The sequence below is a fragment of the Streptomyces sp. NPDC085932 genome (assembly GCF_044540525.1).
In the GTDB taxonomy this organism is placed as follows: Bacteria; Actinomycetota; Actinomycetes; order Streptomycetales; family Streptomycetaceae; genus Streptomyces; species Streptomyces levis.
This window is the reverse complement of sequence record NZ_JBITSJ010000001.1, coordinates 1672196-1687816: the sequence shown is the minus strand read 5'-3', so window position 1 is coordinate 1687816 and position 15621 is coordinate 1672196. Positions and strand designations below refer to the sequence as shown.

At 72.9% G+C, this 15621-nt stretch carries 17 protein-coding genes; 12 read left to right on the top strand and 5 right to left on the bottom strand.

Features of this window, described 5'->3' with window-relative positions; genetic code table 11:
* The first annotated feature begins 24 nt into the window (after positions 1-24).
* From ACIGAQ_RS07220 to ACIGAQ_RS07195, 6 genes are all read left to right on the top strand, one after another.
* Positions 25-1026: a GDP-mannose 4,6-dehydratase gene (locus ACIGAQ_RS07220; RefSeq protein WP_311686076.1), complete on the top strand. Its 1002-nt coding sequence runs from the start codon at positions 25-27 to the stop codon at positions 1024-1026.
* A gap of 75 nt (positions 1027-1101) precedes the next feature.
* A complete protein-coding gene (locus ACIGAQ_RS07215; RefSeq protein WP_311686077.1) occupies positions 1102-1815 on the top strand; it encodes a sugar phosphate nucleotidyltransferase in 714 nt (237 codons plus the stop codon).
* 7 nt (positions 1816-1822) lie between these two features.
* Positions 1823-2716, top strand: a complete 894-nt coding sequence (locus ACIGAQ_RS07210) for an NAD-dependent epimerase/dehydratase family protein (RefSeq protein WP_399779754.1) — start codon at positions 1823-1825, stop codon at positions 2714-2716.
* The gene (locus tag ACIGAQ_RS07205) at positions 2713-3375 is read left to right on the top strand and encodes a spherulation-specific family 4 protein (RefSeq protein ID WP_399779752.1); all 663 of its coding nucleotides are present in this window, start codon (positions 2713-2715) and stop codon (positions 3373-3375) included. The genes ACIGAQ_RS07210 and ACIGAQ_RS07205 overlap by 4 nt, the downstream gene beginning before the upstream one ends.
* Entirely contained in the window at positions 3372-4166 is a 795-nt protein-coding gene (locus tag ACIGAQ_RS07200; protein WP_399779750.1) for an endo alpha-1,4 polygalactosaminidase, read from the top strand. Before ACIGAQ_RS07205 ends, ACIGAQ_RS07200 begins: the two co-directional genes overlap by 4 nt.
* Positions 4167-4182: 16 nt before the next feature.
* Positions 4183-4860, top strand: coding sequence for a 2-phosphosulfolactate phosphatase (locus ACIGAQ_RS07195; RefSeq protein WP_399779748.1), 678 nt, complete (start codon positions 4183-4185; stop codon positions 4858-4860).
* Positions 4861-4893: 33 nt separating this feature from the next.
* On the opposite strand, the gene ACIGAQ_RS07190 is transcribed toward ACIGAQ_RS07195, so the two are convergent.
* The gene (locus tag ACIGAQ_RS07190) at positions 4894-6417 is read right to left on the bottom strand and encodes a PstS family phosphate ABC transporter substrate-binding protein (RefSeq protein WP_399779746.1); all 1524 of its coding nucleotides are present in this window, start codon (positions 6415-6417) and stop codon (positions 4894-4896) included.
* 337 nt (positions 6418-6754) lie between these two features.
* On the opposite strand from ACIGAQ_RS07190, the gene ACIGAQ_RS07185 reads away from it, so the two are divergent.
* Positions 6755-7516, top strand: a complete 762-nt coding sequence (locus tag ACIGAQ_RS07185) for a ZIP family zinc transporter (protein WP_311686091.1) — start codon at positions 6755-6757, stop codon at positions 7514-7516.
* Positions 7517-7711: 195 nt separating this feature from the next.
* Entirely contained in the window at positions 7712-8230 is a 519-nt protein-coding gene (locus ACIGAQ_RS07180) for a hypothetical protein (RefSeq protein WP_399779744.1), read from the top strand.
* 30 nt (positions 8231-8260) lie between these two features.
* Here ACIGAQ_RS07180 and ACIGAQ_RS07175 read toward each other — a convergent pair whose 3' ends face one another.
* On the bottom strand, positions 8261-8776 hold the full coding sequence (locus ACIGAQ_RS07175; RefSeq protein ID WP_399780705.1) for a TetR/AcrR family transcriptional regulator: 516 nt from the start codon (positions 8774-8776) through the stop codon (positions 8261-8263).
* Positions 8777-9063: 287 nt separating this feature from the next.
* On the opposite strand from ACIGAQ_RS07175, the gene ACIGAQ_RS07170 reads away from it, so the two are divergent.
* Complete coding sequence (locus ACIGAQ_RS07170) at positions 9064-10005, top strand: alpha/beta hydrolase family protein (RefSeq protein ID WP_399779742.1); 942 nt, start codon at positions 9064-9066, stop codon at positions 10003-10005.
* A 207-nt stretch (positions 10006-10212) separates the two neighbouring features.
* Here ACIGAQ_RS07170 and ACIGAQ_RS07165 read toward each other — a convergent pair whose 3' ends face one another.
* From ACIGAQ_RS07165 to ACIGAQ_RS07155, 3 genes are read right to left on the bottom strand one after another with little or no spacing between them, the layout of a single operon-like run.
* Positions 10213-11109, bottom strand: a complete 897-nt coding sequence (locus tag ACIGAQ_RS07165) for a MerR family transcriptional regulator (protein WP_399779740.1) — start codon at positions 11107-11109, stop codon at positions 10213-10215.
* Positions 11106-11432 (bottom strand): nuclear transport factor 2 family protein, encoded by a 327-nt coding sequence (locus tag ACIGAQ_RS07160; RefSeq protein WP_399779738.1) that lies wholly within the window; start codon positions 11430-11432, stop codon positions 11106-11108. Before ACIGAQ_RS07160 ends, ACIGAQ_RS07165 begins: the two co-directional genes overlap by 4 nt.
* A gap of 47 nt (positions 11433-11479) precedes the next feature.
* Positions 11480-12253 (bottom strand): SDR family oxidoreductase, encoded by a 774-nt coding sequence (locus tag ACIGAQ_RS07155; protein ID WP_399779736.1) that lies wholly within the window; start codon positions 12251-12253, stop codon positions 11480-11482.
* Positions 12254-12781: 528 nt separating this feature from the next.
* Here ACIGAQ_RS07155 and ACIGAQ_RS07150 point away from each other — a divergent pair.
* From ACIGAQ_RS07150 to ACIGAQ_RS07140, 3 genes are all read left to right on the top strand, one after another.
* On the top strand, positions 12782-13648 hold the full coding sequence (locus ACIGAQ_RS07150) for an ABC transporter permease (protein ID WP_399779734.1): 867 nt from the start codon (positions 12782-12784) through the stop codon (positions 13646-13648).
* Between the two features lie 85 nt (positions 13649-13733).
* Entirely contained in the window at positions 13734-14786 is a 1053-nt protein-coding gene (locus ACIGAQ_RS07145; protein ID WP_399779732.1) for an ABC transporter substrate-binding protein, read from the top strand.
* Positions 14773-15591, top strand: a complete 819-nt coding sequence (locus ACIGAQ_RS07140; RefSeq protein WP_399779730.1) for an ABC transporter ATP-binding protein — start codon at positions 14773-14775, stop codon at positions 15589-15591. Before ACIGAQ_RS07145 ends, ACIGAQ_RS07140 begins: the two co-directional genes overlap by 14 nt.
* Positions 15592-15621 lie beyond the last annotated feature (30 nt).

Below are 15621 nucleotides of genomic sequence, written 5' to 3'. Positions count from 1 at the left end.
CCGACCCTACGAAGGGACACCCTGTTGACCTCCGCACCGCTCGCCGCCGTCACCGGAGCCGAGGGTTTCATCGGCTCGCACCTGACCGAGGCCCTGGTCGCCTCCGGGCACCGCGTCCGCGCGATGGCCCAGTACAACTCCTTCTCGTCCTACGGCTGGCTGGAGACCCTGGCCCCGGACGTCCTGGACCAGGTGGAGATCGTCCTCGGCGACGTCCGGGACCCGGGTTCCGTCCGCGGCCTCCTCGACGGCGCCGACACCGCCTACCACCTGGCGGCCCTGATCGCGATCCCCTACTCGTACCAGGCCCCGCACAGCTACGTGGACACCAACGTCACCGGCACCCTCAACGTGCTGGAAGCCGTCCGCGCCCTCGGCACGCCCCGGCTGGTGCACACCTCCACCAGCGAGACCTACGGCACCGCGCGGACCGTGCCCATCACCGAGGACCACCCCATCAACACCCAGTCCCCCTACGCCGCCTCGAAGGCCGGCGGGGACCGGCTGGCCGACTCCTACCACGCCAGCTTCGACACCCCGGTCGTCACGCTGCGGCCCTTCAACACCTTCGGGCCACGGCAGTCGATGCGCGCGGTCATCCCCACCGTCATCGGACAGGTGGCGGCGGGGCAGCGCACCATCACCCTCGGGGACCTGCGCCCCACCCGGGACTTCACCTTCGTCAAGGACACCGCCCGGGCGTTCCTCGCCGTCGGCACCGCGCCGGCCGGGCAGGTCGTGGGCCGCACCTTCAACGCCGGTACCGGCGGCGAGATCTCGGTCGGCGACCTGGTCGCGCTGATCGGCAAGGTGATGGACACACCGCTCGACGTGCGCGAGGACGAGGCGCGTATCCGCCCGGCCAACTCCGAGGTCATGCGCCTGGTCGCCGACGCGAGCCGGCTCGCCGCCGCCACCGGCTGGCAGCCCGCGCACACCCTGGAGGAGGGCCTCGCCCACACGGTGGCGTTCTTCCGCGACCCGGCCAACCTCGCCCGCTACAAGACCGGCATCTACAACATCTGACCCGCCGCGGACCCCGTCCGGCACGTCCGCGCGGATCCCCGTACGTCCACGAAGCGTTCACGAAGGAGGAGCCCCATGCACGCAGTGATCCTGGCGGGAGGCAAGGGCGTCCGGCTGCGGCCGTACACCACGGCGCTGCCCAAGCCGCTCGTCCCCATCGGCGACCAGCACGCGATCCTGGAGATCGTGCTGCGCCAGCTCTCCACGGCCGGCTTCACCAGCTGCACCATCGCGATCGGCCACCTCGGCGAGATCATCCGCGCCTACGTCGGCGACGGCTCCCAGTGGGGCCTGGCCGTCGACTACGCGACCGAGGAGAGCCCGCTGGGCACCATGGGCCCGCTGCTCACCCTGCGCGACCGTCTGCCCGAGACCTTCCTGGTGATGAACGGCGACGTCCTGACCGACCTCGACTACGCCGACGTCCTGCGGCGCCACCGCGACAGCGGCGCTCCACTGACCATCGCCACGTACGCCCGCAAGGTGCACATCGACTTCGGGGTGCTGACCACCGACGCCAGCAAGGTCGTCGCGTTCACCGAGAAGCCGAGCATGGACTACCGCGTCTCGATGGGCGTGTACGGCCTGTCCCGCTCCACCCTGGAGGGGTACACGCCCGGACTGCCCCTCGGCTTCGACGAGTTGGTCCTCGACCTGCTGAGGGCCCGGAACCAGCCGCACGCCTACGAGTTCGACGGCTACTGGCTGGACATCGGCCGCCCGGACGACTACGACCAGGCCAACGCCGAGTTCACCACCCGCAAGTCGCTTCTGCTCAAGGGAGCCTGAGCACGCCATGCGCATTCTCGTCCTGGGTTCCACCGGCTATCTGGGCGCGCACGTCGCCGAGCGGCTGCGTGCCCTGCCCGGCGCGGTGGTCCTCACCGGCGGCCGGTCGCCGGCCGCCGACCTCGACGTCGACCTGGCCCGCGTCCGCCCGGAGCAGCTGGCGAAGACCCTCGCGCCGGCCGCGCCCGACACCGTGATCAACTGCGCGGGCGCGACCGGCGGCGACGCCGTCACCCTGGCCGAGGTCAACGCCCGCGGTCCGGCCGTCCTGTGCGCCGCGTTGCGGGAGGCGGCCCCCGCCGCCCGCCTGGTGCACCTGGGCTCGGCCGCCGAGTACGGCCCCGGCACCCCCGACGCGCCGGTCACGGAGGCGGCGGCCACCCGCCCCATCGGCCCCTACGGTGCCACCAAGCTCGCGGGCACGGTCGCGGTGACCGCCTCGGGTCTGGACGCGGTGGTCCTGCGGGTGGGCAATCCGGTGGGTGCCGGAGCACCGCCCACCGGACTGCCCGGGCGGATCGCCGCGCTGCTGCGCGAGGCCGGGTCCGACCCGGAGGCGGTGCTGCGGCTCGGCGACCTGTCCGCCCACCGGGACTTCGTCGACGTACGCGACGTGGCGCGGGCCGCCGTACTGGCGGCCACGGCCCCCGGCCCGCTGCCGCCGGTGCTCAACATCGGCGGCGGCCGGGCGGTGCCGGTGCGCGACCTGGTGCGCAGCCTCGCCGGCCTCGCCGGGTTCCGGGGGCGGATCGAGGAGACCACGGCGGGTTCGGCCCGGTCGGCGCTGGTGTCGTGGCAGTGTTCCGACATCGGTGCCGCCGAGGAGGCGCTGGGCTGGCGCCCGGCCCACACCCTCGGCGAGGCGCTGCACGCCCTGTGGGAAGGCGGCGGCACGTCGTGAGTCTGCTGATTCCGCTGTACGTCCATCCGGCCGAGGACCCGGGTGCCTGGCACCGGCTGATCACCGCGGCCGACCGCACCTACGGTGTCGTCCTGAACCCGGCGAGCGGCCCGGGCGAGGTCCCCGACCCGGCGTTCACCGCCGCGGCCGGGGCGCTGCGGGCCGCGGGGGCGCGTCTGCTGGGCTATGTCGACACCGACTACGGGGTGCGCGGCCTCGCGGAGATCACCGAGGACGTTCGCCGTCACCGGGAGTGGTACGCGGCGGACGGCTGCTTCCTGGACCGGGTGACGGCGACGGCGGACGGGCTCGCGGCCTGTCGCCGGCTGGTGCGGACGGTGCGCCGGCTGGGTGCCCGGACGGTCGTCCTCAACCCCGGGGTCCATCCGGCGCCGGGGTACGCCCGCCTCGCCGACCTGACCGTCACCTTCGAGGGGCACTGGTCGACGTACGTCTCCGCGTTCAGCCGCCCGGCATGGACGGCACGGCACCCGCCCGAGCGGCTGTGCCATCTCGTCTACGGCGTGCCCGACGCGCTCGTTCCGCTGGCCGTGCGCACGGCGCACGAGCGGGGAGCGGCGGTCTGCGGTCCGGTGACGGGCGAACCGCCCAACCCCTGGGCCCGGTTGACGCCGGCCCTGACCGCGGCGCAGCGATGAGCAGGCGGCTCCTGACCGGCGCGGCCCTGCTGTGCGCGCTGGTGGCCGCGGCGCTGGCGGGCTGCTCGGACGGCGGCTCCGGCCGGGCATCGCCGCGGTGGCAGCCCCGCCCGGGGTTGGCCTGGCAGTGGCAGCTCGACGGCAGGGTCGACCCGTCGGCCGATGTGCCCGTGTACGACATCGACGGCTTCGAGAACTCCGCGGCGGACGTGGCCCGGCTGCACCGCGCGGGCCGGAAGGTCATCTGCTACGTCAACGTCGGCGCGTGGGAGGACTTCCGGCCGGACCGGGACGCCTTCCCGCGCTCGGTGCTCGGCGAGCCCGACGGCTGGAAGGGTGAACGGTGGCTGGACATCCGGCGCCGGGACGTGCTGCGCCCGATCATGGAACGCCGCTTCGACATGTGCCGTGACAAGGGTTTCGACGCGGTGGAACCCGACCTGATGGAGGGGTACGGCAACGACACCGGCTTCCCGCTCACCGCGGGCGACCAGCTCGCGTACAACCGCATGATCGCTGCCATCGCCCACGAGCGGGGCCTGGCGGTCGGTCTGAAGAACGACCTCCCGCAGATCCCCCGGCTCGTCTCCCACTTCGACTTCGCGGTCAACGAGGAGTGCGCCCAGTACGACGAGTGCGACGAGCTCTCCCCGTTCATCGAGGCGGGCAAGGCGGTGTTCCACGTGGAGTACACGCAACGGCGGAGCGGCTTCTGCGCCGAGTCCCGCCGGCTGGGGCTGTCGTCGATGCTGAAGAAGCCGGACCTGGGGGTGTGGCGCAGCCCGTGCTGACGGGGATCATGAGGAGATGACGCATCACTTCGTCGGCATACCGGAGTTGACCGGAGTTCCCCGTGTCGCGGTCGTCGTCGACGTCATGCGCGCCTTCACCGTGGCCGCCTGGGCCTTCGCACGCGGGGCCGAGCGGATCGTCCTGGCGTCGACGGTGGACGAGGCACTCGCCCTGAAGGAGGGCCGGCCGGACTGGCTGGCACTGAAGGACGGGGCTCCGGCGGCGGGCTTCGACGCGGTCAACTCCCCCGGGCAGCTGAGGTCCCGTGACTTCACCGGTCGCACGCTGGTGCAGAAGACGACGGCAGGGACCGTCGGCGCGCTGGCCGTCGCCGACGCGCCCCTGGTCCTGTGCGCGAGCTTCGTCGTGGCGGGCCCGACCGCGCGGTTCCTCCGGGCCCGGCGTGCGGGCCCGGTGACGTTCGTCGTCACCGGCGAGGAGGGCCGGGCGGAGGAGGACCTGGCCTGCGCCGAGTACATCGGTCACCGCATGTCCGCGACCGCCGTCGAGGCGGCCCCCTACCTCCACCGCGCGAGGACGTCCCGCGCCGCGGCGGAACTCACCAGCGGCACACGAGAGGGCAGCCACCCGGACGACGTCGGCCTCTGCCTGGAACTGGACCGGTTCCCGTTCGCCATGAGGGTGCGGCGGGAGGAGTCGCTGACGGTGCTCCGACGGGTCGCGGTGCGCTGAGGTGGCGGGGCCGGTCCCCGAGTCGGCGGCGGCTCACCGGCACTGCTCCGGCTCCCGCAGGCACGGCAGGTGGCCCTTGGAGCGGATGACCTGCTGGCTGGTGGACTCGTCCAGGTAGGCCAGGAAGCTCGCGGCGAGGGAGCCGGCCGGGGAAGGGCCGTAGGTGTAGGCGTACTCGATGTCCTTGTACGGGTAGCGGCCGGCGCCCAGGTCGATCCGTGCCGCGTCCGGCCAGTCGCCGTCCAGGGGCACCGTGTCGAGCGCGGCGCCGCGCGCCCTGGCGAGGCCGGCCTCGCTGTAGCCGATGGCGCCGGGCTGTTCCTCGACCTTGTTCAGCACGGCCCGGGTCGAGCCGAGTTCGCAGCGTGTGACGGTGTCGCCGGCCGCCGCGGGCGGGCTGCAGTCCAGGGACGTGCTCGGTGCCCGCTCCCATCCCTTGAGCACCCGGTCCTGGAAGATCTGCCGCGTCCCGGACTCGTCCCCCCGGCTGACCAGGACGATCGGCAGCTCGGCGAGTTCCTTCCGGCCGGGCACGACCTCGCCCCAGCGCCGGTACTCGCCCGCGTAGATGTCCCGTACCTGCTGCGGGGACAGACCCCGCGGGCCGAGGTCGACGTCCTTGTGCACGACGAGGGTGAAGAAGGACAGGGCGACTTCGGTGCCCGTCAGGTCCCAGCGCCTCCCCATCGGCCCGTCCGAGAAGGCGATCACGGACCGGGCTGCGCTCGGTGACCGCTCCCCCAGTTCGGCGAGCTGGGACACTCCGTCCTCGCTGCCGCGCGCCTCGACGGAGATGTCGGCGCCCTCGCACTTGGCCTCGTACTGCTCGGCGATCGTGCGGACGACCGGTTCGAAGGCGGTCGAGCCCGTCAGGGTCAACTCGCCCTGTTCGCACTCGATCGGATTGCCGACGCGCAGCACGATGATGCCGGCCAGGGCGAGCACCGCGAGGGCCAGTGCGCCGCTGAGCAGCCGCGCCGGCAGGCTGAACGTGCGCTGCTTCTCGTCCGGCTTGGGCGCGCTGTTGCGGTGGACCCGGCCGTCCCGGAGTCCGCCGATCAGTTTGACCTCGCCTTCGGCCGGACCGCCGGAGAGCAGCACCAGCAGCTTGAAGTGGTCACCCGGGTTGAGCGGGACGCGCGGGATGGTCACCGTGCTGCCGATGTGCTCGAAGCCGTTGGCGTTGGTGAAGTGACTGTTCAGGTGCTCGATGCCGGAGGGCTGCGTGACCGACACGGCCTGGACCGTGCGGCCCGTGAACTCCGCGGTCAGGCCGTGGACTTCGGAGGAGGTGTAGTCGTTGTCCGCGACGCTCTGCGAGCCGTCGTTCTCGATGCGCAGCAGCACCAGCGACGCGTCGGCCATGTTCGGCACGTCGAAATCGCCGAGGCGGGGGTTGAACGACCCGTCACCTATGGGGCTGTCCATCTGCACGCGGTAGCCGATGAGCTTGCGACGCGGCACCCGGCGGTCGTAGAGGAACATCGCGATGGGCACGAGGAGACCGAGGACGGACGTGCCGATGGCGATGACGTTCTCAAGGCTCAGCCACTCCACTGGTGGTCCCCCGCCACTCCCAGAGCTCCGATGGTGGGGTCACCGTATGTCTGCCCGAACAGCCCGTCACGGCTGTGACACCAGTGTTCGCCCGACGTTCAACTTCGCCCGTTCGCGGCTCGGTACGGGCCGCCGCGGAAGGGCAGACTGTCGTGGTGACGCGGGCGGTCGCCGCGTTCGTGGGCCGCGTCGGAGCGGTCGGCGGGGCCGCGCCATGGCCGGCGAGGCGTGACGCTCGCGCAGCCGGGCCGCCACGAAGGCGGCGCGGGCGTCGACGTGCTCCTCGTCGTAGGCATGAGCAGGTGGAACGGCCCCGTGCGGGGGTAGACGAGGCTGCATGCCTGAAGTGATCCAAGCCGGCGGCTGGGGAATCGTGGCCGGCTCCGCCCTGCTGCTGGGAGCGGTGCTCGGCTACCGGCTGCGTGTCCCGCAGAAGGTCATCGCCCTGGTGATGGCCTTCGGCGCGGGCGTGCTGCTCTCCGCCGTCTCGTTCGAACTGGTCGGTGAGGCCTACGAGGAGGCCGGGCTCGTCCCCGCGGCCCTCGGCACGCTGGCCGGGGCCCTGGCCTACACCGCCGGGAACCTGTTGCTGGCACGCCGCGGCGCCCGGCATCGCAAACGTTCCGGGCACCACCCCGCTCAAGCGCAGCCCTCCGAGGAGGAGGACAAGGGATCGGGCCTGGCCCTGGCGCTGGGCGCGTTGCTCGACGGTGTTCCCGAGTCCGCGGTCATCGGGGTCGGCTTGCTCAACGGGGGCGCCGTCAGCGCGGTCACCGTGGCGGCGGTGTTCATCAGCAACATCCCCGAGGGGCTGTCCAGTTCGGCCGGCATGCGCAAGGCCGGTCGCGGCAAGGGATACGTCTTCGGCGTCTGGGGGGCGATCGCCGCGGCGAGCGCGCTCTCGGCCGTCCTGGGCTACGCCGTGGTCGGCGGTTTCTCCACGGCGGTGATCGCGGCGGTGACGGCCGTGGCCGCGGGCGCGATCCTGGCGATGATCGCCGACACGATGATTCCCGAGGCGTTCCAGGAGGCTCACCTGGCGATCGGGCTGGTGACCGTCGGCGGCTTCCTGGTCTCGTTCGCTCTGTCCCATGCGTGAGGGACCTGTTGCCTTGACTCTCTTTCATTGCAATGCGGTCAGAGAGGGAGTAGTTGCATCACAGCGAACCATTGCAATGATTTAGCGGCCCTGACCTGCGCATGCATGCCGCAAGTGCAATAAATGAGTTGCTTAACCCTCGAACGCAACGTAGCGTTTCCACTTGACGAAACGGCATGGGCGATCGGGGGGATCATGGAGACAGCACGGGGACAGCGCACAAGACCCGGCACCCTCACCGCCTTCGTGCGCTTCGCGCTCTTCGGCGGCGGGGTGGGAGTGGCCTCCAGCTTCGCCGTGGTGCCCCTCGCCGCCTGGATGCCCTGGGTCGCGGCCAACGCGCTGGTCACCACGGCGTCCACACTCCTGGCCACCGAGCTGCACGCCCGCTTCACCTTCGGCGCGGGCCGGCACGCGACCTGGCGCCAGCACACACAGTCGGCCGGGTCGGCGGTCGCCGCCTACGCGGTGACCTGCGCGGCGATGCTCGCCCTGCCCCAGGTGGTGCCGGGGCCCGGTGCGGCGCTCGAACAGGCCGTCTATCTGTCCGCCTCCGCACTGGCCGGTGTCGCGCGGTTCGCCGTGCTGCGCCTGGTCGTCTTCGCCCGGCACCATGCGCGACCCGTGGCCACCGGCCGCACCACCGCCCCTTGCCCGCCCCCACTCCGGAGCCCGGCAGCGGTCGCTCCCGCGGCGCTCTGCCGCACGGCCTGAGCGCCGCCGCGCCGGCCGGCGGCCCCTCACTCACTCCTCCCGGCGCAGTCCCGCGACCAGGATGCCGACCATCCGGCGTGCGTCGTAGCGGGAGTCGCCGTCGGCTCCGATGCACAAGTTCCCGATGCCGCGCAGGAGTTGGCAGGCATCGAGGCCGGGACGGATCTCGCCGGAGGTGACGGCGGCGTCGAGGAGCCGGCCGCACACCGGCAGGAGGCGGTCGAGGAAGTAGGCGTGCAGCGTCTCGAAGCCGGTGCTGTCCCCCCGCATCGCGGCCGCCAGGCCGTGCTTGGTGACCAGGAAGTCGACGAAGAGGCCGACCCACCGTTCCAGGGCGGCGTGCGGGGTGGGTCCGGCCTCCAGCAGGGCCGGACCGGCCTCGGCACAGGCGTCGACCTGGTGCCGGTAGACGGCGATGACGAGGTCGGACCGCGTGGGGAAGTGACGGTAGATGGTGCCCGTCCCGACGCCCGCCTCGGCCGCGATGTCGCGCACCGGCGCCTCCACGCCCGAAGCGGCGAAGACCCTGGCGGCCGCGTCCAGCAGGTTCTGCTGGTTGCGCCGGGCGTCCTTGCGCCGGGACTTCGCCGGGCTTGCCGCGCGCGCGTCGTGCTCGTCGCGCTCGTCCTGCTCGTCGCGCTCGTCGTGCTCGTCCACCGGGACTTCCTTCCGTGCCGTTGCGAAACGGAACAGCGTTCCGTATCGTAAGTGGAACAACGTTCCGCTTCGCTCATGATGACAGACCCGGAAGCGGTCGACCAGGCGCCCGTCCGCCCACGGGGCGATGTGGCCTGCCCATGAGCGGCTCCCGAGAGCCGAGAGAAGGCCCCTCCATGCCCGACGCGAACCCCGTGCCCACCCCGCAGACCCCGGACGCGCCCGTCACGGTGCTGTCCGCGAAGCCCGTCGTGCTGCCCGCGCCGGGACGCGGCGTGGACCTGCGCGTCCGCGTGTCCGCCCCCGTGACCGGCGGCGATCTGCCCGTCATCGTCTTCTCGCACGGCTTCGGCTGGTCGATGGACGGCTACGCCCCGCTCGCCGACCACTGGGCGGCCCACGGCTTCGTCGTCGTCCAGCCCACCCACCTCGATTCCAGGACACTCGCCCTCCCCGCCGACGACCCGCGCACGCCGCACATGTGGCGCATCCGCATCGAGGACCTCCGGCGCGTGCTGGACGGACTCGACATGCTGGAAGCCGCCGTGCCGGGCCTCGCCGGGCGCCTCGACCGCGACCGCGTCGCCGTGGCTGGTCACTCCTGGGGAGCCCAGACGGCGAGCACGCTGCTGGGCGCGCGGGTCCTCGGACCCGACGGCGTTCCCGGCGAGGACCTGTCCGACACCCGCGTCAAGGCCGGTGTCCTGCTCGCCCTGACCGGTCTCGGCGACGACCTGACGCCCTTCGCCGCCGAGCACTTCCCCTTCATGAGGCCCTCCTTCGCCACCATGACCACCCCGGCCCTGATCGTCGCCGGCGACAGCGACCGGTCCCCTCTGTCCATGCGCGGACCCGACTGGTTCACCGACCCCTACACCCACAGCCCGGGCGGCAAGACCCTGCTCACCCTGTTCGGCGCGGAGCATTCACTGGGTGGCATCCCCGGCTACGAGGTCGCCGAGACGACCGACGAGAGTCCCGAACGCGTCGCCCTGCTCCAGCAACTCTCCACGGCCTACCTGCGCCACGCCCTCCAGCTGGACGACACCGCCTGGAAGGCGGCGGCCACGGCCCTGGAGGAGGCCCCTCACCCGCTGGGGAGGCTGCAGAGCAAGTAGCCACTGCCGAAGGCCGGGCCGTGCGCCGAGCCGGATGCGCCGTGCGGCGAGCCGGACACGGGCCGTGCGGCGAGCCGGACGCATGGCCGGGCGCCGGGCCCCTCGCAGGTCGGCCGGGTGCCGGGGCCGGTCTCACGGTACGGCGGGACAGCGGCCCCGCATCCGGTCCGTGCCGCGGCACCGCGTGGGCCCGGCGGCCGCCCGGGCTCAGGGTGTCGCGCCGGGGTCGACGAGCCAGGCCACGAGCGTGCGCCACTGATCCGGCCGGTCGGTGTCGCGCGGGCCGATGAGGTACACCTCCTCGACGAGGTCGTGCGCGGCCATGCCCTCGCGGCGGGCGTACGACCCCGCGGCCGCGTAGGCGAGGTCCAGGTCGTCGTGCGGGCCGGTGTGGGTCGTGACGGCGGCCGTCCGCTCGGGCAGGTACAGCTCGCGCACGGCGGCCGGCGCTCCCGGCGGCAGCGGCGTCTCCGCGGGGAGGTACACCGTCGCGTGGCCGTGGCCCTCCGTGAAGAGGGTGTGCTCGTAGCGGCCCCCGGGCGGCAGCACGGGCCGCGGCCCGGCCACCGCGTCCAGCTCGCGCATCGCGGTGTCGTACCAGCTCAAGTCGGATCCGGGCGGCACGTCGAGGGACACGGCGAGCACGCGCTGGGCCGGCAGGACGTCGATGCTCACGGTCCGCGCGGCCTCCGGGTCGAGCAGCTCGCGCAGGGCCCGGGCCGCCCGCTGGGTGCGGCCGAGCCGGTCCTCCAGCCGGCGCAGATGAGCCGCCACGATCTTTTGCGCGCCGCGGCCTGCGGCCTCCTCGCCGGCGGCCTCGGCGCGCAGGTAGGTCCGCAGATCCGCGAGCGGCAGGTCGAGTTCCCGGAACCGCCGGATGGTCAGCGCCGCTCCGACCTGGGCGAGCGTGTAGTAGCGGTAGCCGGTGACCGGGTCCACCTCGGCGGGCACCAGGAGGTCCTGCTCGTGGTAGCGCCTCAGTGCCCGGATGCTGAGGTGCGTGATGCGGGAGAACTCCCCGATGGTCAGTCGCCGGTCCATGTCGTCCTCCTCGTCGTGGGTGTCCGGGTCCGGCCGGGGACCGGATCCGGACACGTCCGTCACGTCACGGGCTCGATGTCGAGCAGAGTGATCTTCCCCCGGGCATCGCGTTCGAAGGTGAACCGGAGGGTGACCGGGCTGCCGGGGAAGTCCCCCGACACCTCGGCGACGGCCCGGCAGGCCGCCGCCGTGCCGGCGGCCTCGCGCAGGTCGTACGCCACGGCCGGAACTTCGCCGCGCCAGCGGCGCACGGCCGCGATCCCCCGGTGGGTCCGGCCCTCGTCGTGGACGACGGCGTCCTCGGCGAAGAGGGCCGCGTAGCGCTCGTGATCGGTGTCCGCCGCCGCGGCGAAGTACTCGGCGGCCCATCGCTGTGCGTCCTGCATCTCCACTCCCCTTGGGGTCGGTTGCGGTCGGTTGGGATCGGTCGGGATCAGACGGTGCGGAGGGTGCCGCCGTCGACCACGAGTTCGCTGCCGGTGACGGACCCCGCCCGGTCGGAGACCAGGAAGGCGATGGCCTCGGCCACCTCCTCCGGCTCGGCGGGTCGTCCCAGCGGAATGCCGCCGAGGGCGTGCATGAGGTCGGCGAGGGCCGCCTCCCGGGTGCCGCCGTTCTCCTTCATCCGACGGCTCAGCAGGTCCTCCGCGCCGTCGGTGCGGATGAAGCCGGGAGCGACGGTGTTGACCCGGAGACCGGCGGGCGCCAACTCGCCGGCCAATCCCTTGCTGTACGTGGTCAGGGCGCTCTTGGCCGCGGCGTACGCCAGCGTCGACTCGTGCAGCGGCATGCGGCGCTGGATGGACGTCACGTGCACGATCGCGCCCGTCCCGCGGTCGGTCATGGCCGGGATCAGTGCACGGTCCAGCCGGACCGCGGGCAGCAGGTTGAGGGCGAGTTCCCCGGCCCAGGTGTCGTCGTCGAGCGCGGCGTACCCCCCGGCCGGGGCGCGGGATCCGCCCACCACGTGCACCAGGACGTCCGGGGCACCGACGAGCCGGGTGACCGTCCGGGCGGCCGTGGAGACGCCTTCGGGGGTGGTGAGGTCGGCCTGGACCGACTCGACGCCCGGTGTCCGCGTCGGCGTCCGGGCGAGGGCCACGACCCGGGCTCCCGCCGCCTGGAGCCGGCGTACCGTCGCCAGGCCCACTCCCTTGCTGCCGCCCGCCACCACCGCGCTGCGACCGTCGAGATCTGTGCTGTTCATGGACGCGACCTTGGACTCTCCCCCGGGGAGAGGGTCAAGCGCGGTCCGGATCGCCGTGTGCCGGCGGAAGGCCGGCCCGGCTGCGGGAGCGAAAGGGAAGGGCCGCGTCGACCTCCCCAGGTGCCGCGGCCCTTCCGTCCAGCGGGCGGTTACCCCGATGCGCCGTTTCCACGCCTCACCCGGCGGAACCCGCGCGGCGCCGGGCGCCGGGCGGTGTGTTCCAGGAAGTGGACGCCTGTTGGTGCCGGGACGTGACTGCGGTAGAAATATGCCTCATGAACTCCGAGTCCTTGGTGCGACGCCTGGTCATCGACCTGTGCCGACGCCCGGGCTCGTGTTGTCGCTGAACCCCTTCTGTGACGCCCTTGCCGTGCGGTGACGCCACCCGCACCGGGGCTGTTGCCGCGCTCCGCCGCTGAACGCGCGCCCGCTCCCCTTCACTCGGCCTGACCCCACCCCGGGACCGCCGCCACCCCTGCTCGCGCGGGGGCGGCCGCCCCTGCCCCCCGGGCCCCTGGAGGACCCCCCGTGTCCACGACTCCCGCTCTCCTCAAACCCGCAGAACCGGCCGACGTGCCGCCCGAACCCCGCGCGCCGGCCCGGGGCGTGTGGGTGCGGGTGCGCCCTGCCGCACTGCCGTTGGGCTCGCTCCTGCTCTTCGTCCTCCTGTGGCAGCTGCTCGCGGCGAGCGGGACGTGGAGCGAGACGCTCGTCCCGCCGCCGGCCAGGGTGTGGGACGCGTTCGTCGACGTCTCCACCACCCACGACGGCATCCGGGGCTACAACGGCACCACGCTCGTCGAGCACCTCGGCATCAGCCTGCGGCGCATCGCGTTCGGCGCGGGCATCGGCGTCGTCGCCGGTGTGGTCCTCGGGCTGCTGATGGGCACCGTCGGCTGGGTGCGCTCACTGTTCGAACCCTGGATCACGTTCCTGCGCACCCTGCCGCCGCTGGCGTACTTCTCGCTGCTCGTCATCTGGCTGGGCATCGACGAGGAGCCGAAGGTCACGTTGCTGGCCGTGGCCGCCTTCCCGCCCGTCGCGGTGTCCACCACCACGGCCGTCGCCGCCGTGCCCAAGCACCTGGTCGAGGCCGCCCGGGCGCTCGGCGCGTCCCGCTGGGCCGTGGTCAGGGACGTCGTCGTCCCGTCCGCCCTGCCGGAGACCCTCACCGGAGTCCGGCTCGCCGTGGGCGTGGCCTACTCGTCCCTGGTCGCCGCCGAGTTGGTCAACGGCCTGCCCGGGATCGGCGGCATGGTCAAGGACGCCGCCAACTACAACAACACACCCGTCGTGCTCGTCGGCATCATCGCCATCGGCCTCTCGGGGCTGATCATCGACGGCCTGCTGCTCCGGCTCGAACGCGTGACCGTCCCCTGGCGCGGCCGCGCCTAGTCGCCCGCCTTCTCGCCCGCCTCCCTCCCGGCTCCTCCCCTGCCTTCCGCTGCCTCCCGCCCCTCCGCACAGAAACGGCTCTCCCATGTCCCCTGCCTCGCACGGCCCGTCCCGCCGCCTCCTCCTCGCCGGGGCCCTGGCCGCGGTGTCCGCCGCCGTCACCGGCTGCTCCTCCGGCAGTGAGGCGTCCACGTCCGGCGGCTCGAAACGGCTGCGCATCGGCTACTTCGCCTTCCCCAGCGGCGACTTGATCGTGAAGCACGGAAGGCTGCTGGAGAAGGCGCTGCCGGACCACGAGATCAGCTGGATCAAGTTCGACTCCGGCGCAGGCGTCAACCAGGCCTTCATCGGCGGGTCCCTCGACATCGCCGCACTCGGCTCCAGCCCCTTCGCCCGTGGGGTGTCCGGCAGTTCACCCATCCCGTACAAGGTCGCGTGGATCCTCGACGTCGCCGGCGAGAACGAGGCGCTGGTGGCGCGCAAGGCCACCGGCATCACCGAGGTCGCCGGGCTCAAGGGCAGGAAGATAGCCACGCCGTTCGCCTCCACGTCCCACTACAGCCTGCTGGCGGCGCTGGAGACGGCCGGCCTGAAGCCGTCGGACGTCGAACTCGTCGACCTGCAACCGCAGCCCATCCTCGCCGCCTGGCAACGCGGCGACATCGACGCCGCCTACGTCTGGCTGCCGACCCTGGACGAACTGCGCCAGACCGGCACCCAGCTCACCAGCAGCAAGCAGATCGGTGCGGCGGGCAAGCCGACGCTGGACCTGGCCGTGGTGTCGGACGACCTGATCGCCCGGGACCCCGGGGCGATCGACGCCTGGCGCAAGGCGGAGGCCGAGGCCCTGCGCCTGATCAGGTCCGACCCGGAGGGCACGGTCAAGGCGGTCGCCGCCGAACTCGGCATCCCCGAGAAGGACGCCGAGGCACAGCTGTCCCAGGGTGTGTTCCTGACCCCGGAGCAGGTGGTCTCCGCCGACTGGCTGGGCACGGACGGCAGCCCCGGCGAGTTGCTCACCCACGTCACCGACACCGGCGCGTTCCTGGCCGGCCAGCAGCAGATCCCCGCCGCGCCGTCCGAGGACGTCGTCCGCAAGGCCTTCTACCTCAAGGGGCTCCCCGATGTCCTCAAGTGAGACGACCGCAGCCGGGGCCGGAACAGACACCTCGCGGGCGGGAACGGTCCGCCTCGACCACGTCACCCACCGGTACGGCCGGGGCGGCGAGACCTTCACCGCCGTGGGACCGGTCGATCTGACCGTACCCGCCGGGGAGTTCCTCGCCCTGGTGGGTGCCTCCGGCTGCGGCAAGAGCACGCTGCTGCGGCTGATCGCCGGATTCGAGCGGCCCACGCACGGCTCGGTGCTGGTCTCCGGCGCCGCACCGCGACCCGGTGAAACGGCCGGTGTGGTGTTCCAGACACCGCGACTGTTCCCCTGGCGGACCGTCCGCGGCAACATCGACCTGGCGCTGCGGTACGCGGGCGTGGACCGCGCCCGCCGGCCCGAGCGGCGCGCGGAGTTGCTGGCCCGGGTCGGCCTGGAGGGCACCGAGGAGCGGCGCGTCTGGGAGATCTCCGGCGGTCAGCAGCAACGCGTCGCCATCGCCCGGGCGCTCGCCGCGGAGAACCCGCTGCTCCTGCTGGACGAACCGTTCGCGGCGCTGGACGCGCTGACCCGGGAGCGGCTGCAGGAGGACCTCCGCCGGGTGACCGAACGGACCGGGCGGACCGCGGTGTTCGTGACGCACTCGGCGGACGAGGCGGTGTTCCTCGGCTCCCGCATCGTGGTGCTGACCAGGAGTCCCGGGACCGTGGCCCTGGACCTGCCGATCACCCTGCCGCGCGGCGGCGTCGACTCCGAGGAACTGCGCGGCTCGCGGGAGTTCGCGGAGCTGCGCGCGCAGGTGTCCCACGCCGTGAAGGCCGCGGCAGCGGCCTGATTCCCCTGTCGCACAGACCGAAAGGATCCA

Excerpts from the sequence above, each read along its gene's own strand:
- ACIGAQ_RS07215 (WP_311686077.1), top strand. The coding sequence starts at position 1,102 with ATGCACGCAGTGATCCTGGCGGGAGGCAAGGGCGTCCGGCTGCGGCCG.
- ACIGAQ_RS07210 (WP_399779754.1), top strand. The coding sequence starts at position 1,823 with ATGCGCATTCTCGTCCTGGGTTCCACCGGCTATCTGGGCGCGCACGTC.
- ACIGAQ_RS07200 (WP_399779750.1), top strand. The coding sequence starts at position 3,372 with ATGAGCAGGCGGCTCCTGACCGGCGCGGCCCTGCTGTGCGCGCTGGTG.
- ACIGAQ_RS07195 (WP_399779748.1), top strand. The coding sequence starts at position 4,183 with ATGACGCATCACTTCGTCGGCATACCGGAGTTGACCGGAGTTCCCCGT.
- ACIGAQ_RS07185 (WP_311686091.1), top strand. The coding sequence starts at position 6,755 with ATGCCTGAAGTGATCCAAGCCGGCGGCTGGGGAATCGTGGCCGGCTCC.
- ACIGAQ_RS07180 (WP_399779744.1), top strand. The coding sequence starts at position 7,712 with ATGGAGACAGCACGGGGACAGCGCACAAGACCCGGCACCCTCACCGCC.
- ACIGAQ_RS07170 (WP_399779742.1), top strand. The coding sequence starts at position 9,064 with ATGCCCGACGCGAACCCCGTGCCCACCCCGCAGACCCCGGACGCGCCC.
- ACIGAQ_RS07160 (WP_399779738.1), bottom strand. The coding sequence starts at position 11,432 with ATGCAGGACGCACAGCGATGGGCCGCCGAGTACTTCGCCGCGGCGGCG.
- ACIGAQ_RS07155 (WP_399779736.1), bottom strand. The coding sequence starts at position 12,253 with ATGAACAGCACAGATCTCGACGGTCGCAGCGCGGTGGTGGCGGGCGGC.
- ACIGAQ_RS07145 (WP_399779732.1), top strand. The coding sequence starts at position 13,734 with ATGTCCCCTGCCTCGCACGGCCCGTCCCGCCGCCTCCTCCTCGCCGGG.
- ACIGAQ_RS07140 (WP_399779730.1), top strand. The coding sequence starts at position 14,773 with ATGTCCTCAAGTGAGACGACCGCAGCCGGGGCCGGAACAGACACCTCG.